At 69.3% G+C, this 22,150-nt stretch carries 19 protein-coding genes; 11 read left to right on the top strand and 8 right to left on the bottom strand.

Annotated features, from left to right (window positions below; translation table 11 throughout):
* Nucleotides 1-7: 7 nt before the first annotated feature.
* Nucleotides 8-256, bottom strand: coding sequence for a hypothetical protein (locus ABN034_RS19070; RefSeq protein ID WP_349692334.1), 249 nt, complete (start codon nt 254-256; stop codon nt 8-10).
* Between the two features lie 208 nt (nt 257-464).
* Between ABN034_RS19070 and ABN034_RS19065 the strand changes: the two genes are divergently transcribed.
* The 3 genes from ABN034_RS19065 to ABN034_RS19055 are packed head-to-tail and all read left to right on the top strand — an operon-like array spanning nt 465 to nt 2,888.
* Nucleotides 465-1,028 (top strand): hypothetical protein, encoded by a 564-nt coding sequence (locus ABN034_RS19065; RefSeq protein ID WP_349692333.1) that lies wholly within the window; start codon nt 465-467, stop codon nt 1,026-1,028.
* Nucleotides 961-1,947, top strand: a complete 987-nt coding sequence (locus ABN034_RS19060) for an alpha/beta hydrolase (protein ID WP_349692332.1) — start codon at nt 961-963, stop codon at nt 1,945-1,947. The genes ABN034_RS19065 and ABN034_RS19060 overlap by 68 nt, the downstream gene beginning before the upstream one ends.
* A gap of 11 nt (nt 1,948-1,958) precedes the next feature.
* Nucleotides 1,959-2,888 (top strand): phosphotransferase family protein, encoded by a 930-nt coding sequence (locus ABN034_RS19055; RefSeq protein WP_349692331.1) that lies wholly within the window; start codon nt 1,959-1,961, stop codon nt 2,886-2,888.
* A gap of 83 nt (nt 2,889-2,971) precedes the next feature.
* On the opposite strand, the gene ABN034_RS19050 is transcribed toward ABN034_RS19055, so the two are convergent.
* The gene (locus ABN034_RS19050; RefSeq protein ID WP_349692330.1) at nt 2,972-4,279 is read right to left on the bottom strand and encodes an NAD(P)/FAD-dependent oxidoreductase; all 1,308 of its coding nucleotides are present in this window, start codon (nt 4,277-4,279) and stop codon (nt 2,972-2,974) included.
* A 265-nt stretch (nt 4,280-4,544) separates the two neighbouring features.
* Here ABN034_RS19050 and uidA point away from each other — a divergent pair, with 265 nt between their 5' ends.
* Nucleotides 4,545-6,362, top strand: coding sequence for a beta-glucuronidase (gene uidA / locus ABN034_RS19045; RefSeq protein ID WP_349692329.1), 1,818 nt, complete (start codon nt 4,545-4,547; stop codon nt 6,360-6,362).
* A gap of 72 nt (nt 6,363-6,434) precedes the next feature.
* Here uidA and ABN034_RS19040 read toward each other — a convergent pair whose 3' ends face one another.
* Nucleotides 6,435-8,150 carry an MFS transporter gene (locus ABN034_RS19040; protein ID WP_349692328.1) on the bottom strand — a complete coding sequence of 572 codons (1,716 nt, stop codon included), beginning with the start codon at nt 8,148-8,150 and terminating at the stop codon, nt 6,435-6,437.
* A gap of 89 nt (nt 8,151-8,239) precedes the next feature.
* Nucleotides 8,240-10,756, bottom strand: coding sequence for a DEAD/DEAH box helicase (locus tag ABN034_RS19035; protein ID WP_349692327.1), 2,517 nt, complete (start codon nt 10,754-10,756; stop codon nt 8,240-8,242).
* A gap of 106 nt (nt 10,757-10,862) precedes the next feature.
* On the opposite strand from ABN034_RS19035, the gene ABN034_RS19030 reads away from it, so the two are divergent.
* Complete coding sequence (locus ABN034_RS19030; RefSeq protein ID WP_349692326.1) at nt 10,863-11,522, top strand: hypothetical protein; 660 nt, start codon at nt 10,863-10,865, stop codon at nt 11,520-11,522.
* A 2-nt stretch (nt 11,523-11,524) separates the two neighbouring features.
* On the opposite strand, the gene ABN034_RS19025 is transcribed toward ABN034_RS19030, so the two are convergent.
* The gene (locus tag ABN034_RS19025) at nt 11,525-12,106 is read right to left on the bottom strand and encodes an NADPH-dependent FMN reductase (RefSeq protein ID WP_349692325.1); all 582 of its coding nucleotides are present in this window, start codon (nt 12,104-12,106) and stop codon (nt 11,525-11,527) included.
* Between the two features lie 113 nt (nt 12,107-12,219).
* Between ABN034_RS19025 and ABN034_RS19020 the strand changes: the two genes are divergently transcribed.
* Nucleotides 12,220-13,215 (top strand): AraC family transcriptional regulator, encoded by a 996-nt coding sequence (locus tag ABN034_RS19020; protein WP_349692324.1) that lies wholly within the window; start codon nt 12,220-12,222, stop codon nt 13,213-13,215.
* On the opposite strand, the gene ABN034_RS19015 is transcribed toward ABN034_RS19020, so the two are convergent.
* Together ABN034_RS19015 and ABN034_RS19010 are read right to left on the bottom strand one after the other, a co-directional pair.
* Nucleotides 13,182-13,931, bottom strand: coding sequence for a GAF and ANTAR domain-containing protein (locus ABN034_RS19015; protein ID WP_349692323.1), 750 nt, complete (start codon nt 13,929-13,931; stop codon nt 13,182-13,184). The two genes, ABN034_RS19020 and ABN034_RS19015, sit on opposite strands and share 34 nt — an antisense overlap.
* Nucleotides 13,928-14,731, bottom strand: a complete 804-nt coding sequence (locus ABN034_RS19010; RefSeq protein WP_349692470.1) for an ANTAR domain-containing protein — start codon at nt 14,729-14,731, stop codon at nt 13,928-13,930. Before ABN034_RS19010 ends, ABN034_RS19015 begins: the two co-directional genes overlap by 4 nt.
* A gap of 391 nt (nt 14,732-15,122) precedes the next feature.
* On the opposite strand from ABN034_RS19010, the gene ABN034_RS19005 reads away from it, so the two are divergent.
* From ABN034_RS19005 to ligD, 5 genes are all read left to right on the top strand, one after another.
* Entirely contained in the window at nt 15,123-18,188 is a 3,066-nt protein-coding gene (locus tag ABN034_RS19005; protein WP_349692322.1) for a DUF5722 domain-containing protein, read from the top strand.
* A 3-nt stretch (nt 18,189-18,191) separates the two neighbouring features.
* Entirely contained in the window at nt 18,192-18,689 is a 498-nt protein-coding gene (locus ABN034_RS19000) for a cupin domain-containing protein (protein ID WP_349692321.1), read from the top strand.
* Nucleotides 18,690-18,814: 125 nt separating this feature from the next.
* Nucleotides 18,815-19,177, top strand: a complete 363-nt coding sequence (locus tag ABN034_RS18995; RefSeq protein WP_349692320.1) for a YciI family protein — start codon at nt 18,815-18,817, stop codon at nt 19,175-19,177.
* A gap of 18 nt (nt 19,178-19,195) precedes the next feature.
* Nucleotides 19,196-20,455 (top strand): RNA polymerase sigma factor, encoded by a 1,260-nt coding sequence (locus ABN034_RS18990; RefSeq protein ID WP_349692319.1) that lies wholly within the window; start codon nt 19,196-19,198, stop codon nt 20,453-20,455.
* A 4-nt stretch (nt 20,456-20,459) separates the two neighbouring features.
* A complete protein-coding gene (gene ligD, locus ABN034_RS18985) occupies nt 20,460-21,695 on the top strand; it encodes a non-homologous end-joining DNA ligase (RefSeq protein WP_349692318.1) in 1,236 nt (411 codons plus the stop codon).
* 30 nt (nt 21,696-21,725) lie between these two features.
* On the opposite strand, the gene ABN034_RS18980 is transcribed toward ligD, so the two are convergent.
* Nucleotides 21,726-22,148, bottom strand: coding sequence for a Rieske (2Fe-2S) protein (locus tag ABN034_RS18980; RefSeq protein ID WP_349692317.1), 423 nt, complete (start codon nt 22,146-22,148; stop codon nt 21,726-21,728).
* Nucleotides 22,149-22,150: the final 2 nt, after the last annotated feature.

Raw genomic sequence — 22,150 nt, 5'->3', positions numbered from 1 at the left:
CGCCTGTCTAGACCTTCGAGGCCTGGGCCGGAACGGATGTGTCGGGATGCGCGGCTTGTGCGAACTGCTCATGCTGTTCGGAAAGGACGTCCTGGGCCTCGTAACTGCGGAGCCCGTTCCCGAGCGCGATGAACGTCGGTGCCCATTCGCCGACGAAGATCCCCCAGCGGTCGGCGCGGTCCATTCCAGCCTTCTCTTTTTGCATCGAAACCGCCCAGGTGGCGACGGCCAACGCGATGCTTGCGAGTCCGGCCAAGTACATGTGTTCGGACTTGATGCCTAGTTCGTGAATCTTCCGAAGCATGGTTCCCCCATTGTTCTGGCTGCTGCCGTTGCGCAGCCCTTCCTTGCTACCACGCGTCTGGCTGGGTTTCTAACAGCAGAGCAGGCGCTACTTGACGTAAAGTGTCAAGTAGTCTGGTAGCGTCTGCACCACGGCGCGAGCGGACCTCAGGGGGTGTGGTGTGAGAGCGTCGACTGCGGAGCACGTGCAGCTGCGCGACGACCTGATCCGGGTGGTGACGAGCCGGCTGCTCGATCCGTTGAGTGTGCTGCTGCAGTCCGACTCCGCAGTCGAGTCGATACGTCGGCAGCTGCACGGGGACGCCGAGATGTGGGCGGCCCAGCTGCTGGGTCCTGACGACACATGCGCACGGCAGCTCGCTGTCCGCCTCGTCGCGGCGCTCTATCCCGGCGACACGCCCTTCGATCCGCCGGAGGACTGGTGGCAGACCCCGCTCGGGCGCGCCGTCGCGCGGCGGGTCGGCCATCCGGGTGCCGCCCAGGTGTCGTACGCCGTCGCCGGAGCGATGCTCGGCATCACCCGGCAGGGGGTTCATGACCTGGTGAAGCGGAGCAAGCTGCGGCGCCACCCGGACGGCGGCGTGACGACAGCTTCGGTCCGCGTCCGCCTCGTCGAACTCCGCCGGACCGCCCCGACTCAGGACCCAGGAGGTACGCATGGCCGCCCCACCCGAGGTGAGCGAAACGATCGTGGACTCGGGACCCGTTCCCCTGGCCGTCCGTGACCACGGGGGCGATGGTCCGCCCATACTCCTGATCCATGGCGCCGGTGGAAACCTCCTTGCGTGGGAGGGAGTCGCGCCCCATCTCACCGCGACGCATCGGGTCGTGGCGCTCGACCTGCGCGGTCATGGCCGGTCCGGCGACGGCCCGTGGAGCTGGGCCGCGGTCCTCGACGACCTCGAGCTGGTGATCGAACGCCTCGCCCTGGACGCCCCCGCCGTCGTCGGGCACTCGATGGGCGGAATGCTCGCCGCCATGTGGGCCCGCCGACACCACGACTGCCCGGCGGTGGTCAGCCTCGACGGTCACCGGTCGGCCGAGACGTACGCCCGGAACTACGCGGGAATGCCGCCAGAGCAGGTCAACCAGGATCTCGCCGCGCTGAAGAAACTCTTCGACACGCAGGCCCGGCAGATGGCGCAGCCCCTGACCGAGGCGATGGTCGACATGCTCCTCGAGCAGCAACGCGCCGCCGCTCTCGCCATCGGTGCCGACCCTGACCGGGCGGCCGCAACCATGAAACGCGGACTCCGCGTCGACGACGACGGCAACGCCTGGTGGCGACCCTCGGCGGCGACCAGCGCGACCTTGAGGGACCTGCCGGAGTTCAAGGACTGTCTGCCCGTGTTCGCCGAGGTGACGAGTCCGTTCCTGGTGGTACTGGCCACGAGGATCCTTCCCGGAGTGCCGCCGCAGCTCGCGCCGTTGCTCGACGCGTTGCGGGCCGGCCTCCGACGCGACCTCAGCGCGCTGGCTGCCCGGAACCCGCAGCTCCGCGACCAGGAGTTCGACGCCAGCCACGGCATGGTGTTCGAGGAACCCGCAGCCGTCGCCGCGGTGGTCGGCGCGTTCCTCCAGGGGTACGCACCGGCCGCCGACCCGGCTGGCAAACCGGTGGAGGTCGGCGACGACCAGGGTTAGCGTGCGGTCCCATGGAGCAGACCCGGAACCAGAGCCAGCCCGAGTCGAAGGACCAGCCTCAGTGGCACGAGTCCGCGCCGGTCGCCAGCGCCTTCGACCTGGACTCGCTCGTCGCCGCGGTCGCGGCGGAGGGCCGGCAGGTCGACCTGGCCGGTGTCGTACTGAAGTCCGGGTGGGAGAACGTCGTCCTGGAGACCGTCGACGGGTGGATCCTGCGGTTCCCGCGCGACGACGAGCTGCCGTTCGAGCGGGAGCTCGCCATCCTCGATCGCGTCTGTGGTCGGCTGCCAGCCAAGACCCCGAAGGTGGAGTGGACCGGCAGACACACCCGGTTCGCCGCCTATCGCACACTCACCGGCGCGACCTTCGACGCCGAGGCCTACGTCGCCGCGTCCGCACACCAGCGGGACGCACTCGCCGGCTCCCTGGCGCGGTTCCTGGCGGCGATGCACTCCTTCTTCAGTTCGGCCACTGTCGCGGAGCTGGGTATTCCTCGTCCAACAGAGACCTCGGACCCCGATCCGGACAAGCTCATCGTGAACGGACTGGCGAAGATCCCCGCCGAGGCACGGCCAGCCGTCGAGAGACTGCTCGCGGACCACACGGCGACCTGGGGGACCCGCGCGGTTCCGGGACCGGATGTCGTGCTCCACAACGACTTCCACGTCGGCAACCTGGTCCTCGACGGACCGGTCGGCGAGGTCACCGGCGTCTGGGACTTCTCCTGCGTCCAGATCGGGGTCCCGAGTTTCGACCTGCGCTATTTCGAGGACGGCCCCGCGGACCTGCTGCGCCGCCTGGCCGCGGAGTACGAAACTCTGTCCGGCCACCGCATCGACCTCCGAGCTGCCACCCTCGCCTCCCGCGTCGAGACCGTGTGTGACGCGCTGGAGACCGGTACGACCGACACCCTGCCCGCGGTTGTCGCCCGCTGGCAGTAACCGGCGCATGTTCAGCGCGACCGCTGGCCTGTCGACGCCGCTCGGCGGGGTGGATGGATGGCGCGGTTGGGCGGTGCGGCCGCTCAGGCGTGGTCGGCGTCGAGCGGGACCTCGCCCGGCTGGACGAGCCCGAGCCTGACCACCTGTGGTGGCAGAACCGCGTCGAGCAGCCAGTCGGCGGCGATCCGGGCGCGGTTCGCTGGAATGGCCGCCAGGTGATAGCCGCGGGTCACCGCCTTGGCCGTCGGGCCCGACAGCGGCACGTGGAAGGGGTTGGCGGCGGCGGCGAAACCGCCGAGATCCACCGCGAATCCGAGGTCATGATGCCGGTACGGCCGCATCCGCCCCGTACCGAACGACGCGGCGACGTTCTCCGCGACCTGCTTACCCTGCCGTTGGGCGTGTTGCGCGGTCATCGGGGTGACCTGACCGGGCCGGGTGAGATCCGGTACGGCCGCGGCGTCACCGCAGGCGAAGACCTCGGGCCGGTCAGGGAGCGAGAGGTACTCGTCGACGCAGAGCCGCCCCTTCTCCGTCGGCAGGCCGAGGCCTTCGATCAACGGATCCGGGCGTACGCCCACACACCACACCAACGACCGCGTGGGAACGAACTCGCCGGTCGACAGCTCGACCCCCTCCGCGGTGGCACTCGACACCGACGTGCCGGTGTGGATCTCGACGCCACGGCCGCGGAGCACCCGTTCCGCGGTCGCTGAGAGCCGCTGGTCGAGTTCGGGCAGCACCCGGTCGGCGATGTCGATGAGCAACCACCGCAGCGGCTCGGCGGCCAGGCCGGTCCGTTGGTCGGCGGCCCTGCGGGTGAACAGCTGGCAGGCGGCCGCGACCTCGGTACCGGTGTAGCCGGCGCCGACGACCACAAACGTGCAACGTGCGGACCGCTCGGCCGGGTCGTCGCTCGCGTCGGCCAACTCGATCTGGGCGATCAGGTGGTCACGCAGGAACAACGCCTCGGCGACCGTCCGGAACCCGTGCGCATACTCGCACACCCCCGGAACGGGGAGCAGCTTGTTCACGCTGCCGGGAGTGAGGATGAGTCGGTCGTACCCGGTCGTGTGGTCGCGTTGATCGGGGTCGACAAAGCTCACCGACCGGCGGTCGAGATCGATGGCGCTCACCTCCCCGGGGAGCAGTCGGACGCCGCGAAGGCTCGTAGCCAGCGGCACCGTCACGGCCCGCGGATCGAGGATGCCGGCGGCCACCTCGGGAAGCAGCGGAAGATAGCTGAAGTAGTCGGTCGGGTTGATGACCACGATCTCGGCGCGGCCCTTGGCGAGCCGGTGGAGCCGACGGGCCGCATGGAAGCCCGCGAACCCAGCACCAACGATGACGATCCGCGGGCGCGTCGAGAGATCGCGAATGGTCGACCGCATGCCCGTGGACTCCACCATTCATGACCCCTCGCCGATGCTGGACTGAGGTCACGTGCCCGTCCCCGTCCGCCGCTAAACCCCGCAGTGAGGTGGGCGGGTGGTGCTCGCGGACCGCCGACATCGCGTCACCCGTGAGCCCTGCCGCGTCACCGGGACCTGTCCGACGATGCTGACGGGGCGGAAGGGGCCCTATCCTTCGAACAGGTCCGGCTCCCGTCCACCGCCGCGGGACGGACCGCTGCCCCCGACGATGGGAGACCCGAGCATGTTGCGTCCCCAGGACGGTCCCACCCGTGACCGCAGGCGCCTCGATGGCCTGTGGCGTTTCGTCCGTGATGTGGACGGTGTCGGCCGCGACCAGGGGTGGTGGCGGCAGGCCCTCCAGGGGCCGCGCGACATGCCGGTGCCGGCGAGCTACAACGACATCACGACCGACCGCGCACTCCGCGACCACGTGGGTGACGTGTGGTACCAGACCACGGCGCGGGTCCCACGTGGGTGGGCCGGCCAGCGCGTCGCGCTCCGCTTCGACTCGGCCACTCACCGCGCGGTCGTCTGGGTCGGCGACACGCAGGTGGCCGCGCACGAGGGTGGCTATACACCGTTCGAAGCCGACATCACCGAGCTGGTCACCGCGGGCGCGGGGATCCGCATCACGGTCGTTGTCAACAATGAGTTGACATGGCAGTCCATCCCGCCGGGCGTCGTCGAGGACACGCCGGACGGTCCGCGGCAGATCTACTACCACGACTTCTTCAACTATGCGGGACTCCACCGCTCGGTCTGGCTGTACTCCACGCCACGCAGCCACCTCAGCGAGCTCACGGTCAGCACCGGACTCGACGGCACGACCGGCACGGTCGACTACGGCATCGACGTCGCCATCGACCACTCCGGGGGAGAGTCGGCCCGCGCCGACCGTCACGGGGTACGCGTGATCCTGCGCGACGCCGCCGGCGCGGAGGTCGCCCGTGGCCTCGGAACGGCCGGCCAACTCACCGTGCCCGACGTCCGCCCGTGGGCGCCCGGCGATGGGTATCTCTACGACCTGGTAGCGCAGATCATCGACAGCGAGCGCGACGACGAGGTGGTGGACTCGTACACGCTCGCCGTCGGGATTCGTACGGTGGAGGTACGTGGCACGGAGTTCCTCATCAATGGCGAGCCGTTCTACTTCACCGGGTTCGGCAAGCACGAGGACGCGGCCATTCGCGGCAAGGGGCACGACGACGTTCTCCTCGCCCATGACGTCGAGCTGCTGGACTGGATCGGCGCCAACTCCTTCCGTACGTCGCATTATCCGTACGCCGAAGAGGTTCTCGACCTCGCCGACCGGCGCGGAATCGTTGTCATCGACGAGACCGCGGCGGTGGGCCTGAACACCGGGATCGGTGGGGGAGTCTTCGGAGGCCGGCGCTATGAGACGTTCTCCGCCGACACCATCAACGACGCGACCCGCGAGGTGCACGCGCAGGCGATCCGCGAGTTGATCGCCCGGGACCGGAACCACCCGTGCGTGGTCATGTGGAGCATCGCGAACGAACCGGAGTCGCACACCGAGGCGGCGCGGGCCTACTTCGAGCCGCTGTTCGCGCTCACCCGTGAGATCGATCCCAGCAGGCCGGTCAGTTTTGCCAATGTCGGGATGGCACCGCACGGGAAGTGTCTGGTCAGCCAGTACGCCGACGTGCTCATGCTCAACCGCTACTACGGCTGGTACGTACACTCCGGTGACCTGGCAGCGGCCGAACGGGCGTGGCAGGCCGAGCTCGAAGCATGGGCGGGTGACGGCAAACCGATCATCATCACCGAGTACGGCGCCGACACGCTGAGCGGCCTGCACGCGGTGGTGCCGCAACCGTGGAGCGAGGAGTACCAGGTCGAGTATCTCGAGATGAACCATCGGGTCTTCGACCGGATCCCGGCCGTCGTCGGCGAGCAGGTGTGGAACTTCGCCGACTTCGCCACCAAGTCGGGGATCATCCGGGTCGACGGCAACAAGAAGGGCGTCTTCACCCGCGACCGTCGACCGAAGTCGGCAGCCTTCGCCCTCCGGCGCCGCTGGCAGGCAATGCGACCTTGACGGCGGACGCACGGACACCCGCTTTGTCGCGGCGCCACGACTGTGCGGTCGGCGGGCTGCACGTCACCGGCATCATGCAACCGTTACCGGCAGCGGCTCGCACGTCGTCGCGTCGGCCGTCGCTTCGTCGCCCGCTCCGTCGCTCGCCCGGTCCGTGCCGTTGCGCGCAAGGTACGTGCCGTCGCTTGCCCGGTCCGTGCCGCCTGCCCGGTCCGTGCCGCCTGCCCGGTCCGCACGCAGGACGGCGATGGTGAGGACGGCGAGCCCGAGGAAGGCCAGGCCTCCGACGAGTCCGACCACGTTGAGGCCGGCGGTGAACGCGGTCTGGGCGGCGACCAACAGTTCCTGCCCCGGGGCGCCTGCCAGCTGGTGGGCGGCGGCGGTCGCAGCAGTGATGCCCTCCAGCGCGGTGGTGGCCACCTCGGCAGGCGCCGAGGCGGGCATGGTGTCGGCCAGCGCACCGCGGAAGACGACGCCACCAAGGGAACCGAGCGACGCCACGCCCAGCGCGATCCCGAACTCCCCGCTGGTCTCCGACACCGAGGAGACGGCGCCGGCCTTCTCCGGAGAGGTCGAGGCGAGAACGAGGTTCATCGTCAGGGCCATGGGCAGGGCGATTCCCGCAGAGGCGAGGACGAGTCCGGTCACCACCAGAACAAGCCCACCGGCCCCTGTGATCTGGGTGAGTACCAGGAGCCCGAAGCCGCCGACCGCCAGTCCGGCCGCGACGACATAAGCCGGCCCGAACCTGTCCGCGAGCTTCGGCGCCACCATGAAGCCCGCGACCATCGCGATGCTCCCCGGGATCTGCCACAGGCCGGCCGTCAGCGGCGAGAACTCCTCGACCACCTGCAGGTACAACGCCGTCTGCAGCGAGACACCCGCCATGACGATGCCGCTGAACACCATGATCGCCATCGCGGTGCTGAACGACCGGCTGCCGAACAGTCGCAGGTCGAGCAGCGGCTCGGCGAGGCGGCGCTGCCGGCGTACGAACGTGACGCCGAACGCGAGACCCACCACGAGCGCGGCGCCGGCGACGGGGTTCCAGCCATCCCGGGCCAGCGTCTTCAGGCCGTGAATCGCCGGCAGGATCGCGGCGAGGGACAGCGCGACGCTGCTGAGGTCGAGGCGACCGGCCGCGCGGTCGCGGTACTCCGGGAGCAGGATCGGTCCGGCGACCAGCAGCACCAGCATGCACGGGACCCCGATCAGGAACGCCGATCCCCACCAGAAGTGCGCCAGCAGTGCGCCGCCGACCAGCGGGCCGACGAGCATGCCGCCCATGAAGCAGCTGAACCACACGCCGATCGCCACGCCCATCTGCTTCGGATCGTGGAACATGTTCCGGATCAGCGCCAAGGTCGAGGGCGTGAGTGTCGCCCCGGCGATCCCGAGAAGTGCGCGGGCGGCGATCAGCATCTCAGGAGTCGTGGCGTACGGAGCGACCACCGAGGCCACGCCGAACGCCGCCGCGCCGATCAGCAGCAGCTTCCGCCGCCCCACCCGGTCGCCCAGGTTGCCCATCGTCACCAGGAACCCGGCCAGCAGGAACGAGTAGATGTCGAGGATCCACAGCTGTTGGGTGGTCGACGCGCCCAGGTCGGCGCTCAGCCGCGGCAGGGCGAGGTAGAGGACGCTGACGTCGATCGACAGCAGGAGGGTGGGCAGGGCGAGCACCGCCAGCCCGATCCATTCCTTCCGGGACGCGCCGCGGACGTCGCTCGTGGGATGTTCGGTCGTCGCCACGCCGTTATGGGTGCCCTTGGTGGTGCTCGCCTCGCTCATCGGAGTTCCTCTCACAGGGTTGCCTGTCCCTATGGACCCGCGCCGCGAGCAAAACTCATCGCTCCAGGTTTGTTGGGCCGGCGGGATCGCTACAGCGGGCCGACGGCGGTGACGCGCACCACCGCCTCGCCGGCCTCGTCGGACGCCGCGAGGTCGACCTCGGCGCTGATGCCCCAGTCGTGGTCTGCGTCCGGGTCGTCGAAGATCTGCCGGCAGATCCACCGGTCGGCACCCATGTCGATCATCAGCAGAGCCGGCCCGCGCGCGTCGGGGCCGGTACCGAGCCGGTCGTACTCGTCGAAGTACGCCTCCATCGCCGACGCCCACGCGTCGGCGTTCCACCCGGCGTCGGCATCGAGTTCGCCGAGGGCGTCGTAACGGCGCAGAGCCGCCAGCTCGACCCGGCGGAACAACGCGTTGCGCACCAGGACCCGGAACGCCCGCGTGTTGCCGGTCAGCGTCTCCGGCCGCGCGGCGACCTCGGCCGTCGGGTCGTCGGTGGGGTTCTGCAACCGTTCCCATTCGTCGAGCAGGCTGGAGTCGATCTGGCGTACCAGCTCGCCCAACCACTCGGTGAGGTCGAGAAGCTCCTCGGTCCGCGCGTCCTCCGGCACGGTCTGCCGCAGCGCCTTGTACGCATCGGCGAGGTAGCGCAGCACCAGGCCCTCGGACCGCGCGAGGCTGTAGTAGCTGATGTACTCCGTGAACGTCATCGCCTGCTCGTACATGTCGCGCGCCACGGACTTCGGCGACAGTTCGTGGTCGGCCACCCAGGGATGGCCGCTCCGGTACATCTCGTACGCCGCCTCGAGCACGTCGGCGAGCGGCTGCGGGTAGGTGACGTCCTCGAGCAGCTCCATCCGTTCGTCGTAGTCGAGACCGTCGGCCTTCATCTGCGCCACCGCCTCGCCGCGCGCCTTGGACCGTTGCGCGGAAAGGACCTGCCGCGGATCGTCAAGCGTCGACTCGAGCACCGACAGCACGTCGAGGGCGTACGAAGGAGACTCCGTGTCGAGCAGCTCGATCGCCGCGAGCGCGAACGGCGACAACGGCTGGTTGAGCGCGAAGTCCAGCGGCAGGTCGACCGTCAGCCGCACCGCCCGCCCCTCGGCGTCGCGCTGATCCAAGCGTTCGACCACACCTCCGGCCAGCAGCGCGCGGTAGATCGCGATGGCCCGGCTGATGTGCCGGCGTCGCGCCGACGGCTCCTCGTGGTTGTCGGTGAGCAGGTGCCGCATCGCGTCGAACGCGTCCCCGGGCCGCGCGATCACGTTGAGCAGCATGGAATGGCTCACCACGAAGCTGGACGTGAGCGGCTCCGGTGCGGCCGCGACCAGCCGTTCGTAGGTCGGCTTCCCCCAGCCGATCGTGCCCTCCGGCGGCTTCTTGCGTACCACGCGTCGCCGCTTCTTCGGATCGTCGCCGGCCTTGGCGAGCGCCTTCTCGTTCTCCACGACGTGCTCGGGCGCCTGGACGACGACGGTCCCGAGCGTGTCGTAACCAGCCCGACCGGCGCGCCCCGCGATCTGGTGGAACTCGCGCGCCTTGAGCAACCGCACCTTGGTCCCGTCGTACTTCGACAGACCCGTGAACACGACCGTACGAATGGGCACGTTGATGCCCACGCCCAACGTGTCCGTCCCGCAGATGACCTTCAGAAGCCCTGCCTGGGCAAGGGTTTCGACCAGTCGGCGGTACTTCGGCAGCATCCCCGCGTGGTGCACGCCGATGCCGTGCCGGACGAGCCGCGAGAGGGTACGCCCGAAGCCGGCGGCGAAGCGGAAGTTGCCGATCAGCTCGGCGATCCGGTCCTTCTCCTGCCGCGTGCAGACGTTGAGGCTCGTCAACGCCTGCGCCCGGTCCATGGCCGCCGCCTGGGTGAAGTGCACGACGTAGACCGGGGCCTGGTGCGTGGTGAGCAGCTCCTGGAGCGTCTCGTGCAGCGGGGTCGTGACGTACGAATAGACCAACGGCACCGGCCGCTCGGTCCCGGCCACGACGGCGGTCGGCCGCCCGGTTCGCCGGGTGAGGTCGGCCTCGAAGCGGCTGACGTCGCCGAGCGTCGCCGACATGAGGACGAACTGCGCCTGCGGCAACTCGAGCAGCGGCACCTGCCAGGCCCAGCCGCGATCGGGTTCGGCGTAGAAGTGGAACTCGTCCATCACCACCTGGCCGACGTCGCCGTGATGTCCTTCGCGCAAAGCGAGGTTGGCGAGGATCTCGGCCGTACAGCAGATGATCGGCGCTTCGGCGTTGACGGCGGCGTCGCCGGTCATCATGCCGACGCGCTCAGGCCCGAACATCGCGCACAACGCGAAGAACTTCTCCGAGACGAGCGCCTTGATCGGTGCCGTGTAGAACGTCCGCCGGCCGGTGGCCAACGCCGCGAAGTGTGCGCCTGCCGCGACCAGACTCTTGCCCGACCCGGTGGGCGTACTCAGGATCACGTTGGCGCCCGAGACGATCTCGATCAGCGCCTCCTCCTGGTGCGGATAGAGGCTGAGCCCCTGACCCGCCGCCCACCCGGCGAACGCGTCGAAGAGGGAGTCGGCGTCGGGTTCGGCGAGGCCGGAAAGGGCGTCGGGAAGCGCGATGGTCGAAGTCATGGCCACTCCATCGTGCCGTAACCATGCGCGGCTCCACCCGTTGCCTATGCGTGACGAATCCGGCAAAGCCGGATGATCCACGACACTTCCTACGAGGGGATGGCCCATGGACCAGGTGACCCTGGGAGGACGACCGCCCGGCCGGGGTGCGGGCAAGGCGGGTACGACACTCGGCGCGGTCGTCGTCGTCCTGGTCCTCCTCGTCGTCGCCGCCCTCGGCTACGGCACGTGGAGCTGGGCGGCGGGGCCCCGAGCGAACGAAGGTCCGTTGGAGTCGCGGGCGTTCGAGGACGGGTGTGCGTGGCCGCGGGAGTACTTCCCCCGCGCCGCCGCCTACACCGGCGAGGCGCCTCATCCGGTGCAGATCCTGATCGAGGAACACGCGGCGAGCGGCGACTACTACACCGGGATGGTGCTCCTTGCGCCGAATGCGGCGGAGCGGCTGCCCGGCTATCTCAACCCGCGCGAGACGGCGGAGGTCCAGCTGCTCGCGTGCCTCGACCAGACCGGGCAGGGCCGGCAGGTGCGTACCTGCCGCTTCGCCGAGCCGTCCGCCACGGTCCCGGTGTACGAAGCGACCTACGACATCACCGTCTACGAGGCCCGCACCGGCGCCAAGGTCGGGACCGCGGTGATCCCCGCGGCCGCCACTGCCAGCTGCCCGATGCTGCTCAGCTACGACTCCGACGACGAGCCGAAGATCTTCACCAGACCCAGCGCGCGCCAGGTCGACGACGCGCTGGCGTCGTTCACCCGCGCCTACTGAGGTCAGGCGACTGGCTGTGCGGCACTTCCCGTACGTACCGAGCGCAGCGCGCCAGCCCAGCTGAGCACCTCGTCCAGCATGGTCTTCATCGAGGCCTCGTGGCGCGGATCGGGCTGGAACTCGGTGAAATTCACGAAGTCGGTGAAGAGCGACAGCGAGACCTGAGGCCCCACGTCGGCCACCTTGAGGTGTGCCATCACCTGCCGGATCTGTTCGATGGCCCGGATTCCGCCATCGGCGCCGTAGCCGACGAACCCCGCCGCCTTGTGATGCCACTCGGCGTAGACGAAGTCGAAGGCGGTCTTCAGTGCCCCCGGCATCGAGTGGTTGTACTCCGGCGTGACGAAGATGTACGCATCGCACGCACCGACCGCGGCCGCCCAGCGCTTGGTGTGCGGATGGGCGTACTCTCCCACCGCCGCCGGGACGGCCTCGTCGAGGTGCGACAGCCCGTAGTCGGCCAGGTCGACGATCTCGTACTCCGCGCCGCCGTGCTTGGTCGCGAGGTCGTGGACCCAACGGGCCACCGTGTCACCGTTGCGGCCGGGGCGCGTGCTTCCGATGATGATTCCCACTCTGGTCATGAGTCCTGACCGTACGAGCAGAGCAGAAGACGCCCCATGCGTAGAAGTCTCCGGACTATACGTCAGCGTCTCCGGCCGCCGGCGACGGAGCGACGCCGGATAGGCTGGCGGTCATGGACGTCCTCAGTCACGTGATCACCGCCATGCGGACTGGGCAGCCGCGATCGTTCCTCGTCGAGTGCCGGGCGCCGTGGGGTAGGTCGTACCAAGCCGTCCCCGGCGCGGGTTTCCACGTGATCCTCCAGGGCTCGGCCTGGCTGCTCCCCGAAGATGGCGATCCGGTCGCGCTCGGGGTCGGCGACGTGGTGTTCATGCCGCAGGGGATCACCCATGCGATGGCCGACAGTCCCACCACGCCGACGGTGCCGACGCACCCGGACGAGCACTGCCGGACCGAGCGGCACGTGGTCCCGGTCGGCCCGGACCGACCGAACGGCTCGGCGCCACTGACGGTGATGCTCTGCGGGATGTACCGCCTCGACCGGTCGCGGATCCATCCGCTGCTGCGGGAGTTGCCCGACGTCGTCCATCTCCCGGCTCGGCTCGGGCACCATCCGTCGCTGCGCGCGGCCATCGACCTGCTGGGCGGTGAGCTGCAGAACCCCCGCTACGGAACGGACGCCGTGGTCCCCGCCCTGCTCGACATGCTGTTGCTCTACATCCTGCGGGCGTGGACGGAGGACCAGCCCTGCGACGAGGCGGAGGGCGGGTGGGCCGCCGCGCTCAGGGATCCGGCGGTCAGCGCGGCCCTGTGCGGAATCCACCGCAACCCCGAACGCCAGTGGACGGTCGAGAGCCTGGGCGCCGAAGCCGGCCTCTCCCGGGCGGCGTTCGCCCGCCGGTTCACCACGCTGATCGGACAGCCGCCGCTGGCCTACCTCACCTGGTGGCGGATGACGACGGCGGCGAAACTCCTTCGCGACACCGACATCTCGTTGCATTCGACCGCACAGCGGGTGGGCTACACCTCAGAGTTCGCGTTCGCCAACGCGTTCAAGCGGGCTTTCCGCACCGCGCCCGGTGCCTACCGTCGCCAGCACGCGGGCGAGCCGTTCGCGGCCGGCGACGCCGGCTCTCAACTGGGGGAGTCGGCCTCGAGCATGAACTGACCCGCGACGATCGCATGGGCCACATAACCGATGGACTGTTCGTGGCTGAAGGCGTGGAACTGCACCCTTGCGAGCGCGTCGTCGAGGCTGATGCCGAGGAACTCGGCGACCATACCGGTGGCCTGGTAGACCTCGGCGCGCTCGCCCAGTCGTACCGCCGCGAGACTGCTCCCAACGTCCTCCGGTCCGCCGGCGTGACCGAGGATCGACACCAGTGCGAGTTCCGCGCACATCGCGGCGTCGCGCAAGTTGTCCGGGTCCACCAACCGTGGGGTGGTGCGGTACAGCTGGAGGACACCGACCCGGTTCCCGTCCGACGACAGCGGGAGTGCGGCGAGCGCGCGGATCCCCAGGTCGGCGGCCGCCGGAGCGAAGACCGGCCAGTTGTGCGCCGACGCCTCGCTCGCCAGGTCCTCGACGATGACCGCATGGCCGGTCCTCAGGGCATGGAACTTGGGGCCCTGGCCCAACGTGAACTGCAGGTCGGCGAGCGTCTTGGCAAGCTCGCCGGATGTTCCCAGCAGCGCTGACCAGCGATGGGCGCTGATCAACGACAGGGCGGCGCCGTCGGCACCCGCCACCTCGGCACATGCGTCACACACGTGGTCACCGGACTCCGGTCCGTCTGTCCGGTCGGCACAGTCGGCAAGCAACCGGTAGAGCCGTGCGTAGCGGGTAGCAGCAACGGCGGATCCCGCTCCGAGTTCAGCGTTCACGAGTGGTCCATTCCTCGCCACTCCGCCCGCGGTGTGGGAGCGCGTCGTTGGCGCAAGCCGGCGGTCGACAGGGCGTCGAGAATCCTCGACGAGTCGACGGTTCCGTCGACCACCGACTCGGCGACCTCGACCAGACCAATCCGGTGCTTGCGGGCGAAACGGAACAATGCCTGGAACGCCTGTGCGACGTCGATGCCGCCACGTTGCGCCAGCATTCCCTTTGCCTGTTCGATGACGACGCGTGCGTCCAGGGCGGACTGCAGCTGACTCACGCCACCGTGCACGCCGTGCGCCGCCGTGTCGCGCTGCAGGAGCCCGCCGACGGCGATGTCGGCGATCGCACCCACCAGGCGGACGTGATGCAGATCGAGATGCTCGTCTTTGGTCGCGAGCAGGCCGAGTGCGCCGATGCTTGTCGCGCGGTCATGAAGCGGAAATGCCAGAACGCCACGGACCCCAGCTTTCCGGGCATCTGTCGCGAACTCCGGCCATCGCCGGTCAGCCCTTTCCAGGTCCGTCTCGATGACGGGCTCCAGCAGGTGACAACTGTCCGCGCAGGGGCTCGCCTCGGGATGCGAGGCGAAGAGATCGCCCAACTCCGGCACGGTAGGGGCAGCCGTCGCCGCGGCGTGGAGGTCGCCGCCCGGGCCGACCAGCATCACGCCCGCCGCCGACACACTGAACAGGTCGGTACAGTGATGGGCAACCCGGTCAAGGAATTGGTCGGAGTCCTGGGCGTGTTCGGCGGGCGCCGACTCGTCGAATCCTTCGTACGTGGGGTGTTCGAGCTCCCCGAACATGCTCACCAGCCCTCGCCTGACGTTCGCGGGGGGACGGGTACCCCCGACGCTGATCGCTCCACGCTTGCCGAGGTGAGGGCCAAAAGTCAACGGGAGTGAGGGGAAAACCCCAGGTCACGCCCTGGTATTCGTACACCTGTCCGAGATGAAGTGAGCCGACGCATTCCCGTGGGATGACCTGCATAGGTGTCCCGCCACGACTGCCGTGTCCCTGCGGCCATTGTTGGCCATGTCCACTCATCCCCGATGATATTGACAGCCGTTCGGGTCCGGACCACACTGCCGACATTTCATTGAAACGATCCAGAATACTAGTGGACATGGGCTGGGTCGGGGCGCAGTGTCCGTGGTGGTCCGTGGTGCCGCGGGCGGTCGAAGGGGAGGACGTGTCATGTCTGCACGAGGGGCTCGACCAGATCGGGGTGTGATCAGCCGGGCGGTCGCGCTGCTCGTCGGTGTGCTGCTCGCTCTTCCAGCGGCCACGTCCGCGTGGGCGGGGTCCGCGGTCGGCGCGGAGGTGTCGCCCGCGGCGGAAGCGGGCATCGCGTCGGTGGTCGCGAAGGACACGACCGTCGAGGTGGTGGGCTCCGCGGGTGCGGCCGGGGTCGAGGCGCGGATCTACGCCCTGGGAACGGAGGCCGATCCGGAGAGCTACCCGGGCGCCGATCCTGTCGCGGCGGTGACGTCCGGCGCTGACGGCGCGTTCACCGCCTCGCTGCCGCGCGTGGACCGTGCGGGTCATGACCGGCTCTACGACCAGTACGTCGCCGTCACCGGCGAGGGCGACGCTGCCCAGGTCCTGGGGGAGCCGCGCCATGTCGACGCTCTCGACTTCACCCCCGCCCGGGACTTCGCGTACCCGCGGGCCGCCAGCAAGAAGGGCCTGCAGGTGGAGATGACCGACGACGCCGAGGAACTTGGCGTGCAGCACGCCGGCATCAACGTCGCGTTCAACGAGATCATGCGGATCGACGCCGGCGACGACCCGTCGAAGGTGATCGAGTTCTCCTCGGGCGGCCGTTCGTACTACTTCGACGCCGACGCGGTAGCGACGCTCGACGGGCAGGTCAAACCCCTGTCGGACAACGGTTCGCTCGTCAACCTGATCCTGATCCTCTACCAGGACAGCGATCCGACGTCGGCCTGGCCGGTCCTGCGCCATCCGGACGCCGACGTGAGCTCCGGCACGGTGTTCGCGTTCAACACCAAGACCGCCGAGGGTGTGGGGTACTACACCGCGGCGATGGAGTTCCTCGCCGACCGCTACACCCGCGACGACGAGAAGTACGGCCGCGCCGTCGGCTACATCGTCGGCAACGAGGTGGACGCCCAGTGGGTGTGGGCGAACGCAGGCGACATGACGCTCGAGGACTTCCTCGGCTACTACGCCAAGGCGGTCCGGATCGCCTGGCAGGCCACGCGAAAGTCCTGGAACGGCGCGCGTACCTACATCTCCCTCACGCACTGCTGGACGATCGTCTGCGGAGAGAACCCCGACCCGGCCAACCCGACCCGGTTCTACGCCGGCAAGGACGTCATCGACCAACTGAACGCCCTGACCAAGCGCACCGGCGACGTCGGCTGGGACATCGCTCACCACCCCTATCCCGAGAACCTCGGCGACCCCGCCGTGTGGGACGACGAGACTGCCCTGCCCGGCTTTGACACGCCACGGATCACGTTCAAGAACATCGAGGTGCTCCCCGACTACCTCGCCCGGGACGACCTCGGCTACGCCGGCGCGAGTCGGCGGATCATCCTGTCCGAACAGGGTTGTCACACACCTGGCGACTCGCTGGGAGCCGAACGTCTGCAGGCCGCGTGCTATGCCTACGCCTACTACAAGGTGCGCTTCCTCGACAGCATCGACGCGTTCATCCTGCATCGCCACGTCGACCACCAGCACGAGGGCGGCCTGCGGTTGGGCCTGTGGACGTGGGACGACGAACGCGAAGAGCCAGCGATGCCTGGACGGCACAAGGTGAGCTACGACGTCTTCGAGGGAATCGACACCGCCCGCTCGCTCGAGGTGACCGACTTCGCGAAGGACGTCATCGGGATCGACGACTGGGCCGAGGTCGTGCCCGGCTTCGATCCGGACGAGCTGGCCGATCGGACCGAGCCGCGCCAGGTCGGCACGAGGATCGCCGCGAAGCCGTTGCAGGAAACGGTGATCGCCGACTTCGAGGACGGCGTCGACGGCTGGCGCCTGTCCGACAACGCCTCGGCGGTGGAGTCGGTCGCCGGCGGCTTCGAAGGAGACCGGGCCCTGCGGGTGCGGTTCGACAACGCGAGCCAACTGCGGGAGTGGTCGCGCGAGGCGAAGACCTGGAAGGGAACCGATGTCGTCCTCCCCGAGCCAGTCGACGCGCGTGCCACGCCGCACCTGAACCTCGGAGTCCAGGTGCCGGAGCCGGGGGACTTCAAGCCCGGCAACGTGTTCTACGTCAAGGTCCAGGTCTACTCCGCGACCGGTGAGGTGGCCTATGGTCTCGCCCGGCTCGATCCCGCGCGCGGCTGGAACCCGCTGTCGCTGGACCTGTCCGGCTGGGCCCCTCGCTCGGCCATCGGGCGGATCAAGGTCTGGGTACGCGGAACCACCAACGACGAATGGCGCGGCACCTTCGACGTCGACCACGTGACGATGTCGCGCAAGGTCGCACCCGCGTCGGCGATGCGCAACATCGACGCGGTGGCGGAACTGTCGGACCGGAGCGGCGTGGGCTCGACCCTCTCGGTCACGGTGACCAGCAACGACGCCAAGCCGCTCGAAGGCAAGGTGAGCTTGACAGCGTGCGACGGTGTCGCGGTGGAGCCCGCCGCACTCGATGTCGCCGGCCTCACGACCGGCGTGAGTCGTACGTACGACACCGAAGTGACCGCATTCGAACCCGCCGACACCGACCATCCAGCGATCTGCCTCGACTACGGGGATGCGACCCTCCGGCTGCACATCACCGTCCCACCGCCCGTTCCGACTGCGGTGTACGACTTCGAGGACGGCCCCGCCGGCTGGGCACCGGGGCAGAACGTCGACTCCGTGGCGACGGTGGAGAGCTTCGCCAACGGACCCGGTTCACCGCGCAGCGGGGACTGGGCACTGGAGGCGACCACGACGCCCGGGCCGGCGTCGGCGGCGAAGACCGTCGTCGTCGCACCCGCCACCCCACTGGATCTGTCGGCGGCAACCGGTGTCGTCGCCTGGGTCGACGCCTACGGCGGTGCACCCGGCGCGACCGGCTACGAAGCCACGCTCACCCTCGTCAGTGGAGAGGAGCGGCTGACCAGCACGCTCGATTCGTTCAAGCCGGACCAGTGGAACGCCCTCACCGTCGACGTGGCCGACTGGACGCACCGTGGCCGGATCACCGCGATCGAGATCGGCTTCCGCGCCCTGGGCACCGACGCGCCGTGGGGAGCACGGTTCCAGGTCGACGACGTGGCGTATCTTCACTGAGCTATGTCCTATCCACCGATTCGCTACAGCGGTGAGACCGGAGAGGTCAGCGCGACCTTCCGGCCACGTGACCACGAACCCGAGCTGTCGTACACCTCGGGTGGCTCCGTCGACTACCTCACCACCGGGGTGTCGACCGGCGGGGACTTCGGGCTCTACCGCTGGAACTTCGGCCCGAACGAAAGCGGACCCGGACCGCACTTCCACAAGACGATCTCCGAGTCGTTCTACATCCTCGCCGGAACCGTCCGGCTCTACAACGGAGAGCAGTGGGTCGAGGCGACCGCGGGCGACTTCCTCTACGTCCCTCCCGGTGGCATCCACGCCTTTCGGAACGTCGCCGGCGAACCCGCGTCGATGCTGCTGCTCTTCACCCCGGGTGCCCCCCGCGAGGAGTACTTCGAGACCCTCGCGGAGCTAGCCCGGGGCCGGACGTACAGCGACGAGGAACGCGCTGAGTTCTACCTACGCCACGACAACTACTGGCTCGAGGAGTCCTGAGCCCGGTCCGTACGTCAGCGTCGTACGGCAGAATTTCTGGGGCCGGATGTCCAAGCCGGATCGCCCGCTCCGACGTCTCCGGCGAGAAGGGCCCGAGAGGGGTCACAAACGTGAGGAGCGAGGACATGAAGTACATCATGCTGGCCTACACCAACCCCGAGGGCTGGGCCAACGCGACGCCGGAAGAGGTCCAGAAGGCCTGCGACTTCTACGCGCAGTTGGGCAAGGAGCTCAGCGACTCCGGCGAGTTCGTCGCCACCGAGGGCCTGGGCGACCCGTCCCACACCGTGACCGTCCGGAAGCAGGACAGCGGACCGGTCGCCACCGACGGACCGTACGCAGAGGTGAAGGAGGTCCTGGTCAGCTTCGGCATCGTCGACGTGGAGAGCCACGACCGGGCCCTCGAGATCGCCGCCCGGATCGTGGACGCCATCGGGGACACCGTGGAGCTGCGCCCGTTGATGGCACCCGACGGCTTCGAGGCCTGACCGAAGCCGGGTGATCCGATGGCGTACGACACCAGCCTCGAGGACCTGCTGCGCGACCTCGCGCCGCAGGTCCTCGGCGCGGTCGTCCGGCGCTACGGGCACTTCGACGCCGCCGAGGACGCGGTCCAGGAGGCGCTGCTCGCCGCCGCCGTCCAGTGGCCCGCCGAGGGTCGGCCGGACAGCCCGCGCGCGTGGCTGATCCAGGTCGCCGCGCGCCGGCTGACCGACCAGCTCCGCAGCGACCAGGCGCGCCGGCGCCGGGAGGACGCCGAGGGGCTGCGGGTCCCACTGGAGGCCTACGTCGCCCCGGCCGCCGACATGCGGCTGGCGGCCGACGCCGACGACACCCTGATCCTGCTCTTCCTGTGCTGCCATCCCTCCCTCTCGCCCGCGTCGCAGATCGCGCTCACGCTGAGGGCCGTCGGCGGCCTCACCACGGAGGAGATCGCGCGGGCGTTCCTCGTGCCCGACCAGACGATGGGCAAGCGGATCAGCCGGGCGAAGCGGACCATCAGGTCCTCCGGCGTTCCGTTCAGCCTGCCCCCGCCCCACGAACGCGCGGCGCGGCTCGGCGCGGTGCTGCACGTGCTGTACCTGATCTTCAACGAGGGCTACTCCGCGACATCCGGCCCGGACGCCTACCGCGTCGAGTTGTCCGGGGAGGCGATCCGGCTCACCCGCATGGTGCGTCGGCTCCTGCCCGCCGACGGCGAGGTCGCGGGACTGCTCGCCCTCATGCTGCTCACCGACGCGCGGCGCCCCGCTCGGATCGGGTCCGACGGCGAGCTGGTTCCGCTCGCCGAGCAGGACCGCCGCCGGTGGGACCGCGAGGCCATCGCCGAGGGGACCGCGCTCGTCACCGATGCGATGTCGCGCACCGCCCTCGGTCCCTACCAGCTCCAGGCCGCCATCGCCGCAGTCCACGACGAGGCCGCGCGCGCCGAGGACACCGACTGGCGCCAGATCGTCGCGCTGTACGACCTGCTCGCCCGCATCTGCGGGACCAACCCGGTGGTGACCATGAGCCACGCCGTCGCGGTCGCGATGGTCCACGGACCGCGTGCAGGGCTCGACCTCCTGGCACCTCTGGACGACGACGAGCGGACCGCGACGCATCACCGGCTCTCCGCGGCGCGGGCGCACCTGCTGGAGATGGCCGGCGACCACGAAGCCGCCAGTGAGCACTACGCGACTGCCGCCCGTCGTACGACGAGCCTTCCCGAACGCCGCTACCTCACAGCCCGCGCCGCCCGGGCGGGTAAAACCGCTCTATCGTGAGCGAATGGCGAAGTCGTCGCAGGTTCTGGAGGTCGCCGGTCGCGAGGTGACCATCACCAACCCGGACAAGATGGTCTTTCCGGTCGGCGGCCACACCAAGCTCGACCTGGTGAACTACTACCTCGCCGTCGCCGACGGTGCCCTGCGCGGCATCAACGGCCGGCCGATGATCCTCAAACGGTTCGTCAAGGGAATCGACGAGGAGGGGTTCTTCCAGAAGCGCGCTCCGGCCAACCGGCCCGACTGGATCGAGGTCGCCGAGTTGCACTACCGCTCCGGGACGTCCGCCGCCGAGGCCGTCGTCCGCGACGCCGCCGGCCTGGCGTGGGCGGTGAACCTCGGCTGCATCGACCTCAACCCCCACCCGGTGCAGGCGGAGGACCTCGACCATCCCGACGAACTGCGGATCGACCTCGACCCGGTGCCCGGCGTGGACTGGCGCCAGATCATCGACGTCGCGCTCGTCGCGAGGGAGGTCCTCGAGGACCACGGCCTGACCGCCTGGCCGAAGACCTCGGGCTCCCGTGGCTTTCACGTCTACGCGCGGATCGAGCCCCGCTGGGCTTTTCGCGACGTACGCAGGGCCGCCGAGACCGTCGCCCGCGAGGTCGAGAACCGCGCGCCCGACCTCGCGACCGCGCGGTGGTGGAAGGAGGAACGCCAGGGCGTCTTCGTCGACTTCAACCAGAACGCCAAGGACCGGACCGTGGCGTCGGCCTACTCCGTACGACCGAAACCCGACGCACGGGTCTCCACACCGCTCGCGTGGGCGGAGGTACCGGACTGCCGTCCCGAGAACTACACCCTGCCCACCGTGCTTGCCCGGTACGCCGAGCAGGGTGACCCGTGGAAGGGCATGGAGGACTCGACTGAGTCACTCGACGCGCTGCTCGCCCTCGCAGACCGGCTGGGCCCTGCGGAGAAACCTCCGAAAGGCGTCGGACGGCGCCAGTCGACGATGCCGCTGATCGAGATCGCGCGCGCGAAGACGAAGGACGAGGCCCTGTCCGGGCTGGAACGCTGGAAGTCTCGGCATCCCTTCGTCGTAGGCCATCTCGAACCCGCCGACATCCTCGTCGACGGCATGCGCGGCCGGAGCTCGGTGTGGTACCGGATCCGCGTCAACCTCCAGCACGTACCCGAGGGCGAACGCCCGCCGCAGGAACCGCTCGAGGTCGACTACGACCCGTGGGCCAATACTCCCTGGGCCCAACCCGACAGCTCGCGCACCGACGCCTGAGCGTTCCCGTCCGTTGGGCGCCCGGGCGGGTCACAGGTGGAGCACGACGTACTCCCGGTCGACCTCCACCCGGTAGGTCTCCGCTTCGTACGGGCCCTTCGCGTATCCCGCGAGGGACTCGTGGGTCTCCACGGTCGCGTCGTAGGACTGGACTCTCGTCTTCGCCGGGTCGAACCACGACTGCCCGGTCATGACGTCGAACTCCCAACCGTGCCACGGACACCGCAGGATCTCGCCGCGCCGGAGATAGTCGTACGTGCCCGGTCGCGGCGACCGTACGAGGCCGGAGAGGACGCCCTCACACAGCGGTCCGCCCTCGTGGGGGCACTGGTTGCGCAGGGCGTAGTAGGCGCCGTCGACGTTGAACACCCCGATCGAACGCCTCGCCACGGTGACGATCTTGCGGGCGCCCGGCGGGATCTCGTCGACGGTCGCGACGACGTAGCTCGGCATCG

The sequence above is a fragment of the Actinopolymorpha sp. B11F2 genome (assembly GCF_040195635.1).
GTDB lineage: Bacteria > Actinomycetota > Actinomycetes > Propionibacteriales > Actinopolymorphaceae > Thermasporomyces.
Note: the sequence above shows the minus strand (reverse complement) of the source record. Positions and strands in the feature narration are given on the sequence as shown.

Coding starts and splice junctions, on each gene's coding strand:
- uidA (WP_349692329.1), top strand. CDS start 4,545: ATGTTGCGTCCCCAGGACGGTCCCACCCGTGACCGCAGGCGCCTCGAT.
- ABN034_RS19040 (WP_349692328.1), bottom strand. CDS start 8,150: ATGAGCGAGGCGAGCACCACCAAGGGCACCCATAACGGCGTGGCGACG.
- ABN034_RS19035 (WP_349692327.1), bottom strand. CDS start 10,756: ATGACTTCGACCATCGCGCTTCCCGACGCCCTTTCCGGCCTCGCCGAA.
- ligD (WP_349692318.1), top strand. CDS start 20,460: ATGGCGAAGTCGTCGCAGGTTCTGGAGGTCGCCGGTCGCGAGGTGACC.
- ABN034_RS19010 (WP_349692470.1), bottom strand. CDS start 14,731: ATGTTCGGGGAGCTCGAACACCCCACGTACGAAGGATTCGACGAGTCG.
- ABN034_RS18995 (WP_349692320.1), top strand. CDS start 18,815: ATGAAGTACATCATGCTGGCCTACACCAACCCCGAGGGCTGGGCCAAC.
- ABN034_RS18980 (WP_349692317.1), bottom strand. CDS start 22,148: ATGCCGAGCTACGTCGTCGCGACCGTCGACGAGATCCCGCCGGGCGCC.
- ABN034_RS19030 (WP_349692326.1), top strand. CDS start 10,863: ATGGACCAGGTGACCCTGGGAGGACGACCGCCCGGCCGGGGTGCGGGC.
- ABN034_RS18990 (WP_349692319.1), top strand. CDS start 19,196: ATGGCGTACGACACCAGCCTCGAGGACCTGCTGCGCGACCTCGCGCCG.
- ABN034_RS19025 (WP_349692325.1), bottom strand. CDS start 12,106: ATGACCAGAGTGGGAATCATCATCGGAAGCACGCGCCCCGGCCGCAAC.
- ABN034_RS19005 (WP_349692322.1), top strand. CDS start 15,123: ATGTCTGCACGAGGGGCTCGACCAGATCGGGGTGTGATCAGCCGGGCG.
- ABN034_RS19000 (WP_349692321.1), top strand. CDS start 18,192: ATGTCCTATCCACCGATTCGCTACAGCGGTGAGACCGGAGAGGTCAGC.
- ABN034_RS19050 (WP_349692330.1), bottom strand. CDS start 4,279: ATGCGGTCGACCATTCGCGATCTCTCGACGCGCCCGCGGATCGTCATC.
- ABN034_RS19055 (WP_349692331.1), top strand. CDS start 1,959: ATGGAGCAGACCCGGAACCAGAGCCAGCCCGAGTCGAAGGACCAGCCT.
- ABN034_RS19020 (WP_349692324.1), top strand. CDS start 12,220: ATGGACGTCCTCAGTCACGTGATCACCGCCATGCGGACTGGGCAGCCG.
- ABN034_RS19060 (WP_349692332.1), top strand. CDS start 961: ATGGCCGCCCCACCCGAGGTGAGCGAAACGATCGTGGACTCGGGACCC.